General features: G+C 73.2%; 15 protein-coding genes. 5 read left to right on the plus strand and 10 right to left on the minus strand.

The features are described from left to right. Positions 1-6: 6 nt before the first annotated feature. Both pip and ACIQMV_RS02560 read right to left on the minus strand, forming a co-directional pair. Positions 7-969, minus strand: a complete 963-nt coding sequence (gene pip / locus ACIQMV_RS02555) for a prolyl aminopeptidase (protein ID WP_402590547.1) — start codon at positions 967-969, stop codon at positions 7-9. 60 nt (positions 970-1,029) lie between these two features. Continuing rightward, positions 1,030-1,728, minus strand: coding sequence for a uracil-DNA glycosylase (locus tag ACIQMV_RS02560; RefSeq protein WP_402590549.1), 699 nt, complete (start codon positions 1,726-1,728; stop codon positions 1,030-1,032). A gap of 55 nt (positions 1,729-1,783) precedes the next feature. On the opposite strand from ACIQMV_RS02560, the gene ACIQMV_RS02565 reads away from it, so the two are divergent. Beyond that, positions 1,784-2,245, plus strand: coding sequence for an RNA-binding S4 domain-containing protein (locus ACIQMV_RS02565; RefSeq protein ID WP_402590551.1), 462 nt, complete (start codon positions 1,784-1,786; stop codon positions 2,243-2,245). A gap of 95 nt (positions 2,246-2,340) precedes the next feature. Here ACIQMV_RS02565 and ACIQMV_RS02570 read toward each other — a convergent pair whose 3' ends face one another. Together ACIQMV_RS02570 and ACIQMV_RS02575 are read right to left on the minus strand one after the other, a co-directional pair. Beyond that, a complete protein-coding gene (locus ACIQMV_RS02570) occupies positions 2,341-2,802 on the minus strand; it encodes a DoxX family protein (protein ID WP_402590553.1) in 462 nt (153 codons plus the stop codon). A 96-nt stretch (positions 2,803-2,898) separates the two neighbouring features. Continuing rightward, positions 2,899-3,594 carry a class I SAM-dependent methyltransferase gene (locus ACIQMV_RS02575; RefSeq protein WP_402590555.1) on the minus strand — a complete coding sequence of 232 codons (696 nt, stop codon included), beginning with the start codon at positions 3,592-3,594 and terminating at the stop codon, positions 2,899-2,901. A gap of 143 nt (positions 3,595-3,737) precedes the next feature. Here ACIQMV_RS02575 and ACIQMV_RS02580 point away from each other — a divergent pair, with 143 nt between their 5' ends. After that, entirely contained in the window at positions 3,738-4,004 is a 267-nt protein-coding gene (locus tag ACIQMV_RS02580; RefSeq protein WP_141361913.1) for a DUF6343 family protein, read from the plus strand. A gap of 46 nt (positions 4,005-4,050) precedes the next feature. Here ACIQMV_RS02580 and ACIQMV_RS02585 read toward each other — a convergent pair whose 3' ends face one another. The 4 genes from ACIQMV_RS02585 to rpsA form a co-directional block, all read right to left on the minus strand. After that, positions 4,051-4,413 (minus strand): tetratricopeptide repeat protein, encoded by a 363-nt coding sequence (locus ACIQMV_RS02585; protein ID WP_141361911.1) that lies wholly within the window; start codon positions 4,411-4,413, stop codon positions 4,051-4,053. Between the two features lie 50 nt (positions 4,414-4,463). Beyond that, positions 4,464-5,099, minus strand: coding sequence for a dephospho-CoA kinase (coaE, locus tag ACIQMV_RS02590; protein ID WP_388472856.1), 636 nt, complete (start codon positions 5,097-5,099; stop codon positions 4,464-4,466). A gap of 88 nt (positions 5,100-5,187) precedes the next feature. Then, the gene (locus ACIQMV_RS02595) at positions 5,188-6,126 is read right to left on the minus strand and encodes a PAC2 family protein (RefSeq protein ID WP_402590558.1); all 939 of its coding nucleotides are present in this window, start codon (positions 6,124-6,126) and stop codon (positions 5,188-5,190) included. A gap of 178 nt (positions 6,127-6,304) precedes the next feature. Beyond that, on the minus strand, positions 6,305-7,795 hold the full coding sequence (gene rpsA, locus ACIQMV_RS02600; protein WP_141361905.1) for a 30S ribosomal protein S1: 1,491 nt from the start codon (positions 7,793-7,795) through the stop codon (positions 6,305-6,307). Positions 7,796-8,112: 317 nt separating this feature from the next. On the opposite strand from rpsA, the gene ACIQMV_RS02605 reads away from it, so the two are divergent. Next, positions 8,113-8,994 carry a class I SAM-dependent methyltransferase gene (locus ACIQMV_RS02605; RefSeq protein WP_141361903.1) on the plus strand — a complete coding sequence of 294 codons (882 nt, stop codon included), beginning with the start codon at positions 8,113-8,115 and terminating at the stop codon, positions 8,992-8,994. Between the two features lie 56 nt (positions 8,995-9,050). After that, a complete protein-coding gene (locus ACIQMV_RS02610; protein ID WP_402590561.1) occupies positions 9,051-12,020 on the plus strand; it encodes an ATP-dependent RNA helicase in 2,970 nt (989 codons plus the stop codon). 120 nt (positions 12,021-12,140) lie between these two features. On the opposite strand, the gene ACIQMV_RS02615 is transcribed toward ACIQMV_RS02610, so the two are convergent. Next, on the minus strand, positions 12,141-13,907 hold the full coding sequence (locus ACIQMV_RS02615; protein ID WP_402590563.1) for a lytic transglycosylase domain-containing protein: 1,767 nt from the start codon (positions 13,905-13,907) through the stop codon (positions 12,141-12,143). A gap of 284 nt (positions 13,908-14,191) precedes the next feature. Here ACIQMV_RS02615 and ACIQMV_RS02620 point away from each other — a divergent pair, with 284 nt between their 5' ends. Further along, positions 14,192-15,127 (plus strand): DUF4184 family protein, encoded by a 936-nt coding sequence (locus ACIQMV_RS02620; RefSeq protein ID WP_402590565.1) that lies wholly within the window; start codon positions 14,192-14,194, stop codon positions 15,125-15,127. A 35-nt stretch (positions 15,128-15,162) separates the two neighbouring features. On the opposite strand, the gene ACIQMV_RS02625 is transcribed toward ACIQMV_RS02620, so the two are convergent. Beyond that, entirely contained in the window at positions 15,163-15,549 is a 387-nt protein-coding gene (locus ACIQMV_RS02625) for a hypothetical protein (protein ID WP_253266206.1), read from the minus strand. Positions 15,550-15,777 lie beyond the last annotated feature (228 nt).

Raw genomic sequence — 15,777 nt, forward strand, 5'->3', positions numbered from 1 at the left:
GGCCGTCTAGCCCCGGGCGTACTTGTCCGTCGCGGCCACCAGGGCCTCCACCACGCCCGGTGCTCCCGAGTCGTGACCGGCCTCGTCCACGACGGTCAACTCGCTGTCCGGCCAGGCCCCGTGGAGGCGCCAGGGGGTGCCGAGGAGGTTGCCGAAGTCGAGGCTGCCCTGGACGAGGGTGCCGGGGACGCCCTTGAGCCGGTGGGCGTCGCCCAGCACCACGCCCTCGTCGTTGCCCTCGCCGAGGAAGTGGTCGTTGCCGAAGTAGTGCGTGACCGTACGGGCGAAGCCCATGCGGAACGCGGGGTCCTCGTAGCGCTCGACGGAGCGGGGCGGAGCGGGGACGGTCGCCGTCTCCCAGTCGGTCCAGGCGCGCGCGGCCCGCTCGCGCACCGCCGGGTCGGGCGACTCGATCAGCCGGTTGAAGGCGGCCGCGAGGTTTCCGGCGCGGTCCGGCTCGGGCAGCTCGGCGAGGAACCGCTCGAAGGCCTCGGGGAAGACCCTCCCCAGGCCGTGGGTCAGCAGGGTCACCTCGGGGTTGGAGCCGGTCGCGATCCCCGTCAGCACCAGCTCGGAGACCACGCCGGGACGCGTCTGCGCGTAACGCAGCGCCAGCACCGATCCCCACGAAGCGCCCCACACCAGCCACCGCCCGACGCCCAGGTGCCGCCGCAGCAGCTCCAGGTCGGCCATCAGGTGCTCGGTCGTGTTGACGCTCATGTCGGTGCCGTACACGCTCGCGTGCGGCGTGGAACGGCCGCAGCCACGCTGGTCGAGCAGCACGATCCGGTACGCGGCCGGGTCGCAGTAGCGCCGGTGGCCCGGCGTATACCCGGAACCCGGCCCGCCGTGCAGCATCACCGCCGGCTTGCCACGGGGGTTGCCGCAGACCTCCCAGTACACGCGGTTGCCGTCGCCGACGTCGAGCATGCCCTGGTCGTACGGTTCGATCTCCGGATACAGGCCCATCGGGGCACCGTAACGGGCGTACGGCGGCCGCGTCGTCTCATTTCCCCAGGTGACAGGGGACTACCCCACCGGAAGCCCTGCCACTTGGGCCGCCGTCCGCAGGACGTCCCGGAGCATGCTGGGGGTGAGTCTGCCAGTGAACGTGTTGCGCTGGCTGACGTGGAAGCAGCCGAAGAGGTCGAGGCCGTCGAGGGACACCCGGGTGCCGTGGGCGAAGGGCGGGCGGGGGCGGGGTACGGGCCAGCCGGCTTCGGTGAAGGCCGGGAGGGCCGCCTGCCAGCCGAAGGCGCCCAGGAGGACCGCGGCGCGGAGGGTGGGGCGCAGCAGCGTCAGTTCCTGGACCAGCCAGGGGCGGCAGGTGTCGCGTTCGCCGGGGGTGGGTTTGTTGGCGGGGGGCGCGCAGTGCACGGGGGAGGTGACGCGTACCCCGTACAGCTCCAGTCCGTCGTCGGCGGACGTGGAGGTGGGCTGGGAGGCCAGGCCCAGCTCGTACAACGCCTCGTACAGCACGTCGCCGGAGCGGTCGCCGGTGAACATGCGGCCGGTGCGGTTGCCGCCGTGCGCCGCCGGGGCCAGTCCGACGATCAGCAGGCGGGCGTCCGCCGGTCCGTAGCCCGGTACCGGACGGCCCCAGTACGTCCAGTCGGCGAACGCGGCCCGCTTGGTGCGGGCCACTTCCTCGCGCCAGGCGACCAGCCGCGGGCAGGCCCGGCAGCCGGCGATCCGCTCGTCGAGGGCGGCGAGGCTGCTGCTGTCCATGGCTCCACGGTAATCACCTCCGGTCGGGAGCGGTCGGGCCGCTAAGGTCGGATGCATGGCTTCGCAGGACGACCGAGACGTGGATCCGAAGACCGCCGCCGCCGTCGCCGCCGCCGAGGCGGCCGGGCCGGCGAGCGGGGAGAACGTGCGGATCGACAGCTGGATCTGGGCCGTCCGGCTGGTCAAGACCCGCTCCGTCGGCGCCACCGCGTGCCGGGGCGGACATGTCCGGGTGAACGGGGAGCGGGTGAAGCCCGCCCACGCGGTGCGCGTCGGTGACGAGGTGCGGCTGCGGCACGAGGGCCGCGAGCGGATCGTCGTCGTCAAGCGGCTGATCCGCAAGCGCGTGGGCGCTCCCATCGCCGTCCAGTGCTACGTCGACAACTCCCCGCCGCCCCCGCCTCGCGAGGCCGTCGCCCCGATCGGCATCCGCGACCGCGGCACCGGCCGCCCGACCAAGCGCGACCGCCGCGAGCTGGAACGCCTGCGGGACCTGGGCGGTCCGGGTGGTTCCTGAGGCGGCCCGAGCACCGGGAGCCGTCCCATGGGACGGTGACGCCGGTCCAGGCGCGTCGCAGTCCGGTCGCGCCGCGATCCGGACGGTCGGGCCCGTCACGCCTGCCGCCGCACCAGCCGCAGCAGCCGCGCGTTGTGGTCCCGACGGGCCCAGGCGATGACCGCCAGCGGAACGATCAGGACGATCGGGGTCGCCGCGTTCTGCCCGTCGAAGGCGGTCAGCTGCACGATGAACGCCCCCACCATCAGCGCGCTCAGCGCCACCGCCGACACCGACTGGAGCACCGGGATCAGCAGCGCCACTCCCCCGGCCAGCTCCAGCACCCCGATGCCGTACATGCCCGCGCTGCCCCAGCCCATCTCGTCGAAGATCTCGACCGCCGACGGATGCGCGATGAGCTTGGGCAACGCGCTGGCGAACACGAAGAACAGTCCGAGCAGCACCTGCACGCCCCGCAGCGCGACACGGGCGGCGCGCCGGCCGGAGGCGGGCGTCCGGGTGGCGACGGACGCCGGGACGGACGTGGTGGGTGCGATGGGCGTGGTGCGCTCGGACATGTGGGTCTCCCTGTGTGCGGCGATGAGCAACGGCTGTCGTGCTTTCGCAGGGGTAGACCGGTCCGCGCCCCGGAACTCATCGCTGTCCGGGCTCCGTCAAGGACGCTCCTTCGGCACCTCCGGAACCGCCCGCACCCACGTCCCGTCCTCGGTCAGACACCTGTCCACCCTCAGGCCCGCCTCCGCCAGCGCCTCCTCGAACTCCTCCTCGGACAGCGGCCGGGACCTGAAGGTCTGGGTCCAGGTCGCGTCCGGGAACACGTACTCCGCGCGGACCGCGTTCACCCCGTCCCCGACCGGCTCGGCCGACAGGATCCGCACCGTGAAACCCGCCGGGTCCATCCGCTCGCGCGGCACATTGATGTGGTAATCGCCGCCCTCCCTCTGGATCAGTACGCAGCCGCCCTCCGCGACATGCCGTGCGCAGGTGCGGAGCAGCCCGCGCCGTACCTCGGGGTCGCCCGTGTGCACCAGGAACGACGCGAGCACCACGGCGTCGAAGGTCTCCCCCACGTCCAGACGCTCGATGGGGCTGCATATGGTCCGCGCCCCGCGCACCCGCTCCAGCATGTCCGGTGACTCGTCCACCGCCGTGACGGTGAAGCCGCGCTCCAGCAGCGGACGGGTCACGCGGCCCACACCGCAGCCCAGCTCCAGGATGTGCGCGCCCGCGGGCACGGCCGCGGCGATGACGTCCGGCTCGCTCCCCACGGGCAGCCGCGCGTACAACTCCACCGCGCAGCCGTCCGGCGTGATCGCTCCCGGTCCCGTCCCCTGATGGCCCTCGCGCATTCTCAGCTCCATGCCCGGACAACGGCCCGCCTCCGCACGGCCGTTCCCCTCCCAGCCTGATTCACCCGTCCGAGTGAGGCCGGCACGGCTTTGGAGTGCGGCCCGGGCCAGAGTTACGTTGCAAGGAGGAGTGGAGATCGGCGATGCGTACAGGCAGTGAACCCGCCACCGCGCGCAGTGCCCTGCGGGCGCGGTTCTGGCTGAGTGTGTGGGGGCTGGTCTGGGCGGGCTTCGGCACGGTGATCTTCGTGCTGGTCGGACGGCCCGGCTGGGCGGCGGCCTGCGGGGTGCTGTGGCTGGTGATGGCCGTCGACCTCACGGTGGTCGTCCGGCACCTGCGGCAGGGTCCGCACTACCAGCCGGGGCGGGACGTACCGCCGTACTGGCCGCCGGACGACCGACAGCGGTAGCCGCCGGCCGCCGGCCGCGCGAAGGACGGCCGGCCGCAGGCGGCCGTCAGGTGTCGAACCGCGCCCGTTGCAGGTACTCCGGGTTCGGGTCCAGCGCGGCGGCCAGCCGGAAGTGGCGCCTGGCCTCGTCGGGGCGGCCCTGCCGCTCGTAGGTGCGGGCGAGTGCGAAGTGCGCGTACGCGTTGTCCGGTTCGCGCTCCAGCACGATGGTGAACTCCAGCTCCGCGGGCCGGAGCTGGGCGGCTGCGAAGAAGGCGCGGGCGCGCAGCAGCCGGGCGGAGGTGTTCTCTGGATGGGCGGCTATGACCCGGTCGAGCAGCTTGACCGCGCCCCGCGGGTCCCGCGCGGCGAGCAGCTTCTCGGCGGCGCGGTAGTCGATGACGTGGGTCTCCGGAGTACGTTCGGGCACGACTGCTTCCTTCCCTGGCCGAGGTGGTTCAACGCCCCGGCCGGGCAGCCCTATTCCTGGGATCCCTGTTCCCGGTACGCCCGACGGGGCGTGTGCGCCCTGCGGACCAGCTCCGCCCAGACCTCCCGCACCCGCCGCTCGAGCCGCTCCAACGGTACGTCGTTGTCGATGACGATGTCCGCGATCTCCAGGCGCTTCTCCCGGGTCGCCTGCGCGCCCATGCGCGCGCGTGCGTCCTCCTCGGTCATCCCGCGCAGCCGCAGGAGCCGGTCGAGCTGGGTCGCCGGGCTCGCGTCCACGACGATCACGAGGTCGTAGAGCGGGGCCAGGCCGTTCTCCGTGAGGAGCGGGACGTCGTGGACCACGACGGCGTCCTCGGCGGCGGCCTCCTCCAGTTCGCGGGAGCGGGCGCGCACCAGGGGGTGCACGATCGAGTTCAGGACGGCCAGCTTCCCGGAGTCGGCGAAGACGACGGAACCCAGCCTGGGCCGGTCCAGGCTCCCGTCCTCGGTCAGCACGTCCGGGCCGAAGGCGTCGACGACCGCCGCGAGGCCGGGCGTGCCCGGAGCGACGACCTCGCGTGCGATGCGGTCGGCGTCGATCAGCACCGCCCCGCACTCCACGAGCAGCCGCGACACCTCGCTCTTACCGGCACCGATGCCCCCGGTGAGGCCCACTCTCAGCATGAGCGGCAGCTTAGGCCCTGTCCCCGGCGGCCCGCCCGCCGGGCGGGCACCACCTCTTGCCCTCCCCCGCCGGCTCACGCACCCCGCGTCAGTTCTCGCCCTCCCGCTCCGCCAGGAAGCGTTCGAACTCGCGGCCGATCTCGTCCGCCGACGGGATCTCGACGGGCTCGGCGAGCATGTTGCCCCGGGTCTCCGCGCCCGCGGCGGCGTCGTACTGGTGCTCGAGGCCCTGGACGAGGGAGGTGAGCTCCTCGTCGCCCTCGCGGATCTGCCGGTCGATCTCGGTCTGGGTGCGGTGGGCCTCGTTGCGCAGGGCGTGGGCGACGTTCGGCAGGACCAGCCCGGTGGCCGAGGTGATGGCCTCCAGGGCCGTCAGCGCCGCGTCCGGGTACGGGGAACGCGCGATGTAGTGCGGCACGTGCGCGGCCACGCCCAGCACGTCGTGCCCGGCCTGCATCAGGCGGTACTCCAGCAGCGCCTCCGCGCTGCCCGGCACCTGTGCCTCCTCGAACGGGCTGCGGTGGCCCGGTACCAGGTCACTGCGGTTGCCGTGCGGCGTCAGGCCCACCGGGCGGGTGTGCGGGACGCCCATGGGGATGCCGTGGAAGTTCACCGACAGGCGTACGCCGAGACGCTCGATGATCTGCCGTACGGCCGCCGCGAAACGCTCCCACTCCACGTCGGGCTCGGGCCCGGACAGCAGCAGGAACGGCGCGCCGGTGGCGTCCTGGACGAGACGCACCTCGATGCCCGGCACCTCGTACTCGGTCCAGCGGTCCCGCTGAAACGTCAGCAGCGGGCGGCGGGCCCGGTAGTCCACGAGCCGGTCGTGGTCGAAGCGCGCCACGACCTGGTGGGGCTGCGAGTCCAGCAGCCGATCGACGATCTGGTCGCCGGTCTCCCCCGCGTCGATGTATCCGTCGAAGTGGTAGAGCAGGACAAGGCCGGCCGACTCCTGGGCGAGCGCCATGTCGACGACGGCCAGACCCTTCGGCTCCCATGCGTACAAACCCTGCGGATCAAGCACTGTGTGACCGCCCCTCCTCGTATTCGTAGGTTCACAACGAGCTGTGGGACGTTCGCATTCCCCGTCGGCCGCAAGTGGCCGCGAGGTACCCCGAACAGCCCGAAGGGCCGCACCCGGAACGGGTGCGGCCCTTCAAGTCATCGGCTGAGCCTCAGCGGCTGGGCCCCTGTGCGGGAGCTCAGCTCTGGCCGCCGGCCAGCTTCTCGCGGAGCGCGGCCAGCGCCTCGTCCGACGCCAGGGCGCCGGAGTTGTCGCCACCCTCGGAGGAGTACGAACCGCCGGACGCGGCCGGAGCGGCGGCCTCGCCACCCTCGGCGGCGGCAGCGGCGTCCGCCTCGCGGGACTTGATGACCTGCTGCTGGTGCTGCTCGAAGCGGGACTGCGCCTCGGCGTACTGGTGCTCCCACGCCTCGCGCTGGGTCTCGTAGCCCTCGAGCCAGTCGTTGGTCTCGGGGTCGAAGCCCTCGGGGTAGATGTAGTTGCCCTGGTCGTCGTAGGACGCGGCCATGCCGTACAGGGTCGGGTCGAACTCGACCGCGGACGGGTCGGCACCGAAGGCCTCGTTGGCCTGCTTCAGCGAGAGGCTGATGCGGCGACGCTCGAGGTCGATGTCGATGACCTTGACGAAGATCTCGTCGTTGACCTGGACGACCTGCTCCGGGATCTCCACGTGGCGCTCGGCCAGCTCGGAGATGTGGACCAGACCCTCGATGCCCTCGTCCACGCGGACGAACGCACCGAACGGAACCAGCTTCGTGACCTTGCCGGGCACGACCTGGCCGATCTGGTGGGTGCGGGCGAACTGCTGCCACGGGTCTTCCTGGGTCGCCTTCAGCGACAGGGAGACACGCTCGCGGTCCATGTCGACGTCGAGAACCTCGACGGTGACCTCCTGGCCGACCTCGACAACCTCGGACGGGTGGTCGATGTGCTTCCAGGACAGCTCGGAGACGTGGACCAGACCGTCGACGCCACCCAGGTCCACGAAGGCACCGAAGTTGACGATCGAGGAGACCACACCGGAGCGGACCTGACCCTTCTGGAGGGTCGTGAGGAACGTCTGGCGGACCTCGGACTGGGTCTGCTCCAGCCAGGCACGGCGGGACAGGACCACGTTGTTGCGGTTCTTGTCCAGCTCGATGATCTTGGCCTCGAGCTCCTTGCCGACGTACGGCTGGAGGTCGCGGACACGGCGCATCTCGACGAGGGAGGCCGGGAGGAAGCCACGGAGGCCGATGTCGAGGATGAGACCACCCTTGACGACCTCGATGACGGTACCGGTGACGATGCCGTCCTCTTCCTTGATCTTCTCGATGGTGCCCCAGGCACGCTCGTACTGGGCGCGCTTCTTCGAGAGGATCAGGCGGCCTTCCTTGTCCTCCTTCTGGAGGACCAGGGCCTCGATCTCGTCGCCGACGGCCACGACCTCGTTCGGGTCGACGTCGTGCTTGATCGAGAGCTCGCGGCTCGGGATGACACCTTCGGTCTTGTAACCGATGTCGAGCAGGACCTCGTCCCGGTCGACCTTCACGATGACGCCGTCGACGATGTCGCCGTCGTTGAAGTACTTGATCGTCTCGTCGATCGCGGCGAGGAAGGCTTCCTCGTTACCGATGTCGTTGACCGCTACCTGCGGGGTGGTGGCGGTGGTCTCGGTGCTGCTCGTCATGTGGGAAAGGGCTCCGGTACGGACATTGAAGTCGTAGGTACTGCATTACGCCGGGAGCCCGTTTCGCTCTGCAGAAGCCGGACAGCCAAGGAAGCGCCACACAAAATCGGTGGCGCCTCGACAACCGAGGGGACATACAGGGCGAGCGCAGCCTGCTCCGTCTGAGGCGCGCAGGCCCGCAGCGCAACTTGTAGCATACGGGGGCAGCCGGGCAGGGTCAATGCGCGAAGCCGCACAGCCGGGGCAGATCGCCCCATATCCGGCAGAAAACCCGTCTCCCGAGGCCACGCAGACCCGAGTCGGTCCCTTTGTTGACAGTGCCGGGACCGACCGGACGGGAGAGCCCGCAGATTAGTACGAGGGAGCCGATCATCCAAGAGTCAGCACCGTCCGAACAGTTCGAACCGGCCGAACCGGAGGCCACCCGGCGCGAGGCCGGTGCCGCGGAGAGCTCCCGGGCCAACCGGGGCTGGTGGGACCGCAACGCGGACGAGTACCAGATCGAGCACGGCACGTTCCTCGGCGACGACCGTTTCGTGTGGGGACCGGAGGGCCTGGACGAGGTGGAGGCGGGGCTGCTCGGCGACCCCGAGGACCTCAAGGACAAGGACGTCCTGGAGATCGGGGCCGGCGCGGCGCAGTGCTCGCGCTGGCTGGCCGGGCAGGGGGCGCGCCCGGTCGCCCTGGACCTGTCGCACCGCCAGCTCCAGCACGCGCTGCGCATCGGCGGAGCGTTGCCGCTGGTGTGCGCCGACGCGGGCGCGCTGCCGTTCGCGGACGGCTCCTTCGACCTGGCGTGCTCGGCGTACGGGGCGCTGCCGTTCGTCGCCGACCCGCGCGCGGTGCTGCGGGAGGTGCGCCGGGTGCTGCGGCCGGGCGGGCGGCTCGTGTTCTCGGTGACGCATCCGATCCGCTGGGCGTTCCCGGACGAGCCCGGCCCGGAGGGGCTGTCGGTGTCCGGCTCCTACTTCGACCGCACGCCGTACGTCGAGCAGGACGAGGACGGCCGCGCGGTGTACGTCGAGCACCACCGGACCGTCGGGGACCGGGTGCGCGACGTGGTGGCGTCGGGCTTCCGGCTGGTGGACCTGGTCGAGCCGGAGTGGCCGGCCTGGAACACCTCCGAGTGGGGCGGCTGGTCGCCGCTGCGCGGGAATCTGATCCCGGGAACGGCGATCTTCGTCTGCGTACGGGACTGAACGCGGGAGTGAGTGCGGGACCGGGGGACCGGGTGCGGGAGTACGGGACTGAGCGCGTGATCCGCCACGACGAGCTGGGCGCGTTGCCGGTGCGCGGCGCGCTGCCGGCCCTTCACGAGGCCCTGGACGGCCACGGGACCGCGGTCCTGGTGGCACCGCCCGGCACGGGCAAGACCACGCTGGTGCCTCTGGCGCTGGCCGGGCTGCTGGGTGAGGGGCCCGCACGGCGGGTGGTCGTGGCCGAGCCGCGGCGGATCGCGGCGCGTGCGGCGGCCCGGCGGATGGCGTGGCTGCTGGGCGAGAAGGTCGGCGAGAGCGTCGGCTACACCGTGCGCGGGGAGCGTGTCGTCGGGCGCCACGCGCGCGTGGAGGTCGTCACGACCGGTGTGCTGCTCCAGCGGCTCCAGCGGGACCAGGAGCTGGCGGGCGTCGACGTGGTGGTGCTCGACGAGTGCCACCAGCGGCATCTGGACGCGGACACGGTGGCGGCGTTCCTGTGGGACGTGCGCGAGGCACTGCGGCCGGAGCTGCGTCTTGTGGCCGCCTCGGCCACCACGGACGCGCGCGTGTGGGCGCGGCTGCTGGGCGGGGCGCCGGTGGTCGAGGCGCACGGCGTGTCGCATCCGGTGGAGGTGCTGTGGGCGCCGCCGGCCCGGCCGGTACGGCCGCCGCACGGGATGCGGGTGGACCCCGCGCTGCTGACGCATGTGGCGTCGGTGGTGCGGCGGGCGCTGGCCGAGCGCGCGGGGGACGTGCTGTGCTTCCTGCCGGGCGTGGGCGAGATCGGGCGTGTCGGGGGTCTGCTGGGGGATCTCGGGGACGTGGACGTGCTCCAGGTGCACGGGCGGGCGCCGGCGGACGTTCAGGACGCGGTGCTGGTGCCGGGGCGGCGGCGCCGCGTGGTGCTCGCGACCTCGGTCGCCGAGTCGTCGCTGACGGTGCCCGGAGTGCGGGTGGTCGTCGACTCGGGGCTCGCGCGGGAGCCCCGCGTGGACCACGCGCGCGGGCTGAGCGCGCTGACGACGGTACGGGCCTCACGGGCCTCCGGGCGGCAGCGGGCGGGACGTGCCGGACGCGAGGCGCCGGGCGCGGTGTACCGGTGCTGGGCGGAGGCCGAGGAGGCACGTCTGCCCGCCTTTCCCGCGCCGGAGATCAAGGTGGCGGATCTGACGGCGTTCGCCCTTCAGGCGGCCTGCTGGGGCGATCCGGACGCTTCCGGCCTCGCGTTGCCGGACCCGCCGCCGGGCGGGGCGATGGCGGCGGCCCGGGAGGTGCTGACGGCCGTGGGCGCGGTGGACCCCGCCGGACGGGCCACGGAACGGGGACGGTCGCTGGCGCGGCTGGGGGTGCATCCACGGCTGCGGGCCCTGCTGGACGCGTCCGCCGTCGGCGGGGCCGAGCGGGCCGCGGAGGTCGTGGCACTGCTGAGCGAGGAGCTGCCGCGGGAGTACGGGGACGATCTCGCCGCGGCGCTGCGCGCCGCCCGGCGCGGAGGTGACGCGTACGCGACGCGGTGGCGAGCGGAGGTCCGGCGACTGCGGGCCGCCGTGTCGGAGGTCTCCGACAGGTCCACCGGGACGGCGCGCTCACGGACGGACCGCCAGGCCGAGGCGGTGGGCCCGGAGGGGAAGAACGCGGAAGCGCTGCCCGACGCCGGACGCGGGGGCCGAGCGGAGGCCGCCGGGGCTACGGGCCTCGCCGGGCCCCCACCCGCACACTCACGGACCGACCGCGAAGCGAGGGCCGTGGGCCCGGAAGAGAAGAACGCCGACGCACTGCCCGGTGCCAGGCGCGGGACCCGAGCGGAGGCCGCCGCGGATACAGGCCTCGCCGGGCCCCCACCCGCACACTCACGGACCGACCGCGAAGCGGGGGCGATGGGCCCGGAAGGGAAGAACGCGGAAGCGCTGCCCGGTGCCAGGCGCGGGGGCCGAGCGGAGGCCGCCGGGGCTAAGGGCCTCGCCGGGCCCCCACCCGCACGCTCACGGACCGACCGCGAAGCGAGGGCCGTGGGCCCGGAAGAGAAGAACGCCGACGCGCCAGCCGGTGGCGGGGGCGTGGGGCTCGTTGGGCTTGTTGCCGCTCTTGCCTTTCCGGAGCGGGTGGCCCGGCTCGACGGCGGCTCGTATCTCATGATCTCCGGGACCCGGGCGGAACTCACGGACGGGTCCCCGCTGTGGGGCGCGCCCTGGATCGCCGTCGCCGTGGCCGATCGGCCGGTGGGCAGGCGGCACGCGCGCGTGCAGCTCGCCGCGGTCGTCGACGAGGACGTCGCCCGGCTCGCGGCCGGGGCGCTCCACGCGGAACAGGACGAGGTGCGCTGGGGCGACGGGGACGTCGTCGCGCGGCGGGTCGAGCGGCTGGGGGCCGTGGAGCTGGCGGTGCGGCCCCTGGCGGGCGCCGGGCCCGGTCTCGTACGGGCGGCGCTGCTCGACGGGTTGCGGCAGGAAGGGTTCGGGCCGCTGCGCTGGTCGGCGGAGGCGGAGGTGCTGCGGCAACGGCTCGCCTTCCTGCGCCGGCACCTCGGTGACCCCTGGCCCGACGTGTCCGACGACGCGCTGCACGCGCGCGTGGACGAGTGGCTGGAACCGGAGCTCGGGCGGGCCCGGCGGCGCGCGGACCTGGCGCGGATCGACGCCGGGCAGGCGCTGACCCGGCTGCTGCCCTGGGCCTCCGGTGACGCCGTCCGGCTGGACGAGCTGGCCCCGGAACGGCTCACGGTGCCCAGCGGGTCCCGGATCCGGATCGACTACGCGGATCCCGAACGGCCCGTGCTCGCCGTGAAGCTCCAGGAGATGTTCGGCCTGGACGACTCGCCCACGGTCGCCGGGGTCCCGGTCCTGGTGCACCTCCTCTCCCCGGCCGGGCGTCCCGCCGCCGTCACCGCCGACCTCGCCTCCTTCTGGCGGACCGGCTACCGGGACGTACGGGCGGAGCTGCGCGGGCGGTATCCGAAGCACCCCTGGCCCGAGGACCCGGCGTCCGCGGAGCCGACCCGGCACACCAACACCCGGCTCAGGCGCTGACCGGTACGGGACTCCGTTCGGCTTCCCTCCCCCGGGCGGGGGTCGAGCGGGCCGGCCGCCGGACATCACGAGGGCGCCCCGCCGCTGCGGCGGGGCGCCCTCATGGTGTCCGTGCCGGTGCTACGAGGATGCCGACGGGCTGGGGGACGGCTCGGCCGAGGTGTCGGCCGCCGCCACCTTCAGCTCCACGGTCAGCGTCGCGCCACCGGCCGTGGTGATGCGCAGCAGGAACGTGCCGGTGGTGTCGTCCGCGTACAGCTTCGGCAGCCTCAGCAGGCCGTTGGCGTCCGTCTGGAGGTCCTTCAGGGTGCGTACGGGCTTGCCGTCGGCGTCCTTGAAGTAGGGGCCCATGTCGTTCTGGGCGGGGTCGTCGGCCGACTTGACGAGGGTTGCGGTGGCCGCGACCCGGTCCGCGACGGCGCCCTTGTAGGTGGCCTTGACCTCGACCTGGTCGGCGAACTCGCCGCCCGGGGTGCAGACCAGCGCGGTGTCGGTGGTGCGGGTGAGGGCGTCGGCGGCGCGCTCGGTGACCGTGGCCGTGTAGTCGACGCCGGGGAGCGTACGGCCGACGACCGCCGCCTGGACGGTGAAGTCGCCCGTCTTCTCGCCGGCCCGCAGCGCGGGTGCGACGGCCACGCCGGAGGCGTCGGTGGCCACGGTGGCGACCTTCTCGCCGCCGGTGAAGGCGGCGTCGGTGCCGCCGGTGATCGTGAACCGGATCCGCACCTTGCCGACGGCCTTGTCGTCCCTGGTCACGGCACGGGTGCTGATCTTCTCCGCGAACGCGTCGCCGGCCATGGCGGTGAGCTTGCCCGTGCCCGCGTCCTGGAGGTGGTGCACGGTGTCGGTCGCGGTGGGCGGCGCGGTGGGCGTGCCCGGGGTGGACGGCGGAGTCGGCTCGGACGGCGGGGACGGCTGCGCCGGCTGGGACGGTTTCGGGCTCGCGGAGCCGCCGCCCTGCTTGCCGGGCGTGGCGGGCTTGCCGGAACCGCCGGGCTTGTCGCTCGCCCGCGGGGCGGGCGGCTGCGGGGTCGGAGCGGGGTCCGCGCCGGGCGTGTGGTCGCTGCGGTGGGACGGCAGGGGGCCGGTCCCGTCCGGGACGGAGTGGCTGCCCTTGCGGTAGAACTCCAGCCACGTCAGGACGGTGTTCAGATAGTCCGTCGAGTTGTTGTAGCTGAGGATCGCGCTGCGGAGGTCGGCGTCGGTGGACAGGTCCCAGCCGTAGCGGCACAGGTAGTGACCGGCCGCGAGGGCGGCGTCGTAGATGTTGTTGGGGTCCTTCTTGCCGTCGCCGTTGCCGTCGCGGCCCGCCCAGGCCCAGGTGGAGGGGATGAACTGCATGGGCCCGACCGCGCGGTCGTACCTGCTGTCCCCGTCGTACTGGCCGTGGTCGGTGTCGCTGATGTGGGCGAAGCCGTTGCCGTCGAGGACCGGGCCGAGGATCGGGGACACCGTGGTGCCGTCGGCGCCGACGTTGCCGCCGCGGGCGTGTCCGGACTCGACCTTGCCTATGGCGGCGAGCAGTTGCCAGGGCAGGTTGCAGCCCGGCTTGGACGCGCGCAGTTCGGCCTCGGCCTTCTTGTAGGCGTCGAGCACGGTGGCGGGTATGCCGGACTCGGCCGGGCCCTTGGAGATCGGGGTGCCGACGACGGGCGCCGGGCTGGGGCTGTTGAGGGGCGGCAGGTCCGTGTAGTACGGCGAGTCGCCGGTCGCGCTGTCGTCGGTGTTCCCGTCGGGCAGGGGCGTCGCCCCGGCGGCGGACTGTCTGCCGTGGTCGTCGACGGTGACGCCGGGAGCCTGCGAGGCGGCCAGAGCCGCGACCGCCGCTGCGGCCACGGCCGTGGTTGCCGCTCCCTTGCGCAGCCTGCTGCCGAAATGCGCCGCCATAGAGTGAGCCCCTCCTGTGGACGCCCGGGCGTCCGTCTCTGTCTGTCCGTTCGCCCTGTTGTGACGATCGACCCGTGTGACTGGTTGCCCTCGCGGAGCCTCACGGTTGACGAATCCAGGTGACCCTACGACAACTTCCCTCGCATAGGGACCCGTTCACGTCCGATTTTCACCGGTTGGCCACGACTGGTTAACGGGTGCGCCCCTCGCGCGACGCGCATACTGGACGGCGATGGTCACACGGGCCCGCCGGCCCGGTCGACGCGTGCCAGGAGGAGCCCCCGTTGCCGTTCACTCTGAGCCATGCGGCGGCCGTACTTCCCGCGGTGCGCGGCGACGGAACGGGGCGCGGTCGGCTGGTCCCGTCGGTGCTCGTGGCGGGCTCCTTCGCGCCCGATCTGCCCTATTACACGGCGGGAGTTGTGCCCGGGGCGATGGAGTTCGGCACGGTCACGCACTCCTTCGCCGGGGTCTTCACCCTCGATGTCCTCGTCGCCTGGTTGCTGGTCATGGTGTGGCTGCTGCTGCGCGAGCCGCTCGTCGCGCTGCTGCCGCGCGCCCGGCAGGGGCGGTCGGCGGCGCTGACGCGGTGCGGTACGCCCTGGACGCGACCGCGCCCGGCGTCGGTGCCGTGGTGGTACGCCTCTGCCGCGCTGGGCGCGCTGACGCACGTGGTGTGGGACGCGTTCACCCACCACGACCGGTGGGGGATACGGCTGTTCCCCGTGCTGGGCCGACAGTTGGCCGGGGCACCCGTCTACTGGTACGTGCAGTACGGCAGCTCGGCGGTGGCGGCGGTCGTGATCGCCGGGTTCCTGGTGCACGCGCTGCGGCGGGCTCCGGCGGGTGAGCCGGTGGGGGTCCCCGAGTTGTCGGTACGGGACCGGCGGCGGGCCTTCGCCGTGATCGCGGTCTGCGCGGTCGCCGGTGCCGTGCAACGGACCTGGCACTGGTGGACGGGCCGGGGGTCGACGGCCGCTCTCTGGGAACTGATTCCGACCCTCTGCTTCGGCGCGGGCGCGGGCCTGGCCGTGGGTCTGCCCCTGTACGCCCTGGACGTCAGGCTCCGGCGTGGTGTCCGGGCTCCGGGCGGCGGGGACGGTGTGCCGGGGACGGACGGATCGGTCGGTTCCGGCCATGAGGCGAGCTGTGCCGGTGCGGCTGGTGCTGGTGCCTCTGGCGGTCGCGGCGGTGGGAGCGGCTCGGCGTCCGCAGGTTGACGGGTCCCGTCACTTGGAGGCCGATCCGGCCGGTCTCAGTGGTTCCGGCGGTCCTGACGGGAGCGGTGTGCGGGCGGGCCGCCCGGCCGGTCTCCGGTGCTGGTCGCGGTGGCGACGAAGACGGTGACGCTGCGCACGGGGCGATGTCGGTGCAGCGGGGAGAGGAGCAGCGCGAGGTAGCCGCGCGCGGTGTCCGCCCACAAGCACCAGGGGTGTGTCTCCCCGAGGACGGGATCGCCGCGGCCGCACCGGTCGCGGAGCCGTCTCGCGGCACGGCGCAGGGTCGCCGTCAGATCCGCGGGAACGCGGGCCGTACTGGCGTCGGCCGCGACGGGCCGGACCGACGGAGGTGGTCCTGCCGGAACCTCGTCCATGTCCGCCCGAATCACCGCCGGTCGGCGGTTGAGCATGCGTATACCCATGCCCGCATCCTGTCGGCCGCGGCGCACGGCTGCGCCTCTGCGGGGTCCACGTGAGTGACGAGCCCTGCCGCGCGTGCGCCACGGGAGGGAAGACCCCGCCGTGACCACGCCAAAGCTCGCGGAGCCGCCCCCAGAGACCGGCACGCAATACGCATGGAACGCATGGAACGCACGGAGCCCACGGGGCTCCAACCCCAGCCCCAGCCCCAGCCCCAGCCCCAGCCCCAG

The organism is Streptomyces sp. NPDC091412 (assembly GCF_044756885.1).
Classification (GTDB): Bacteria; Actinomycetota; Actinomycetes; order Streptomycetales; family Streptomycetaceae; genus Streptomyces.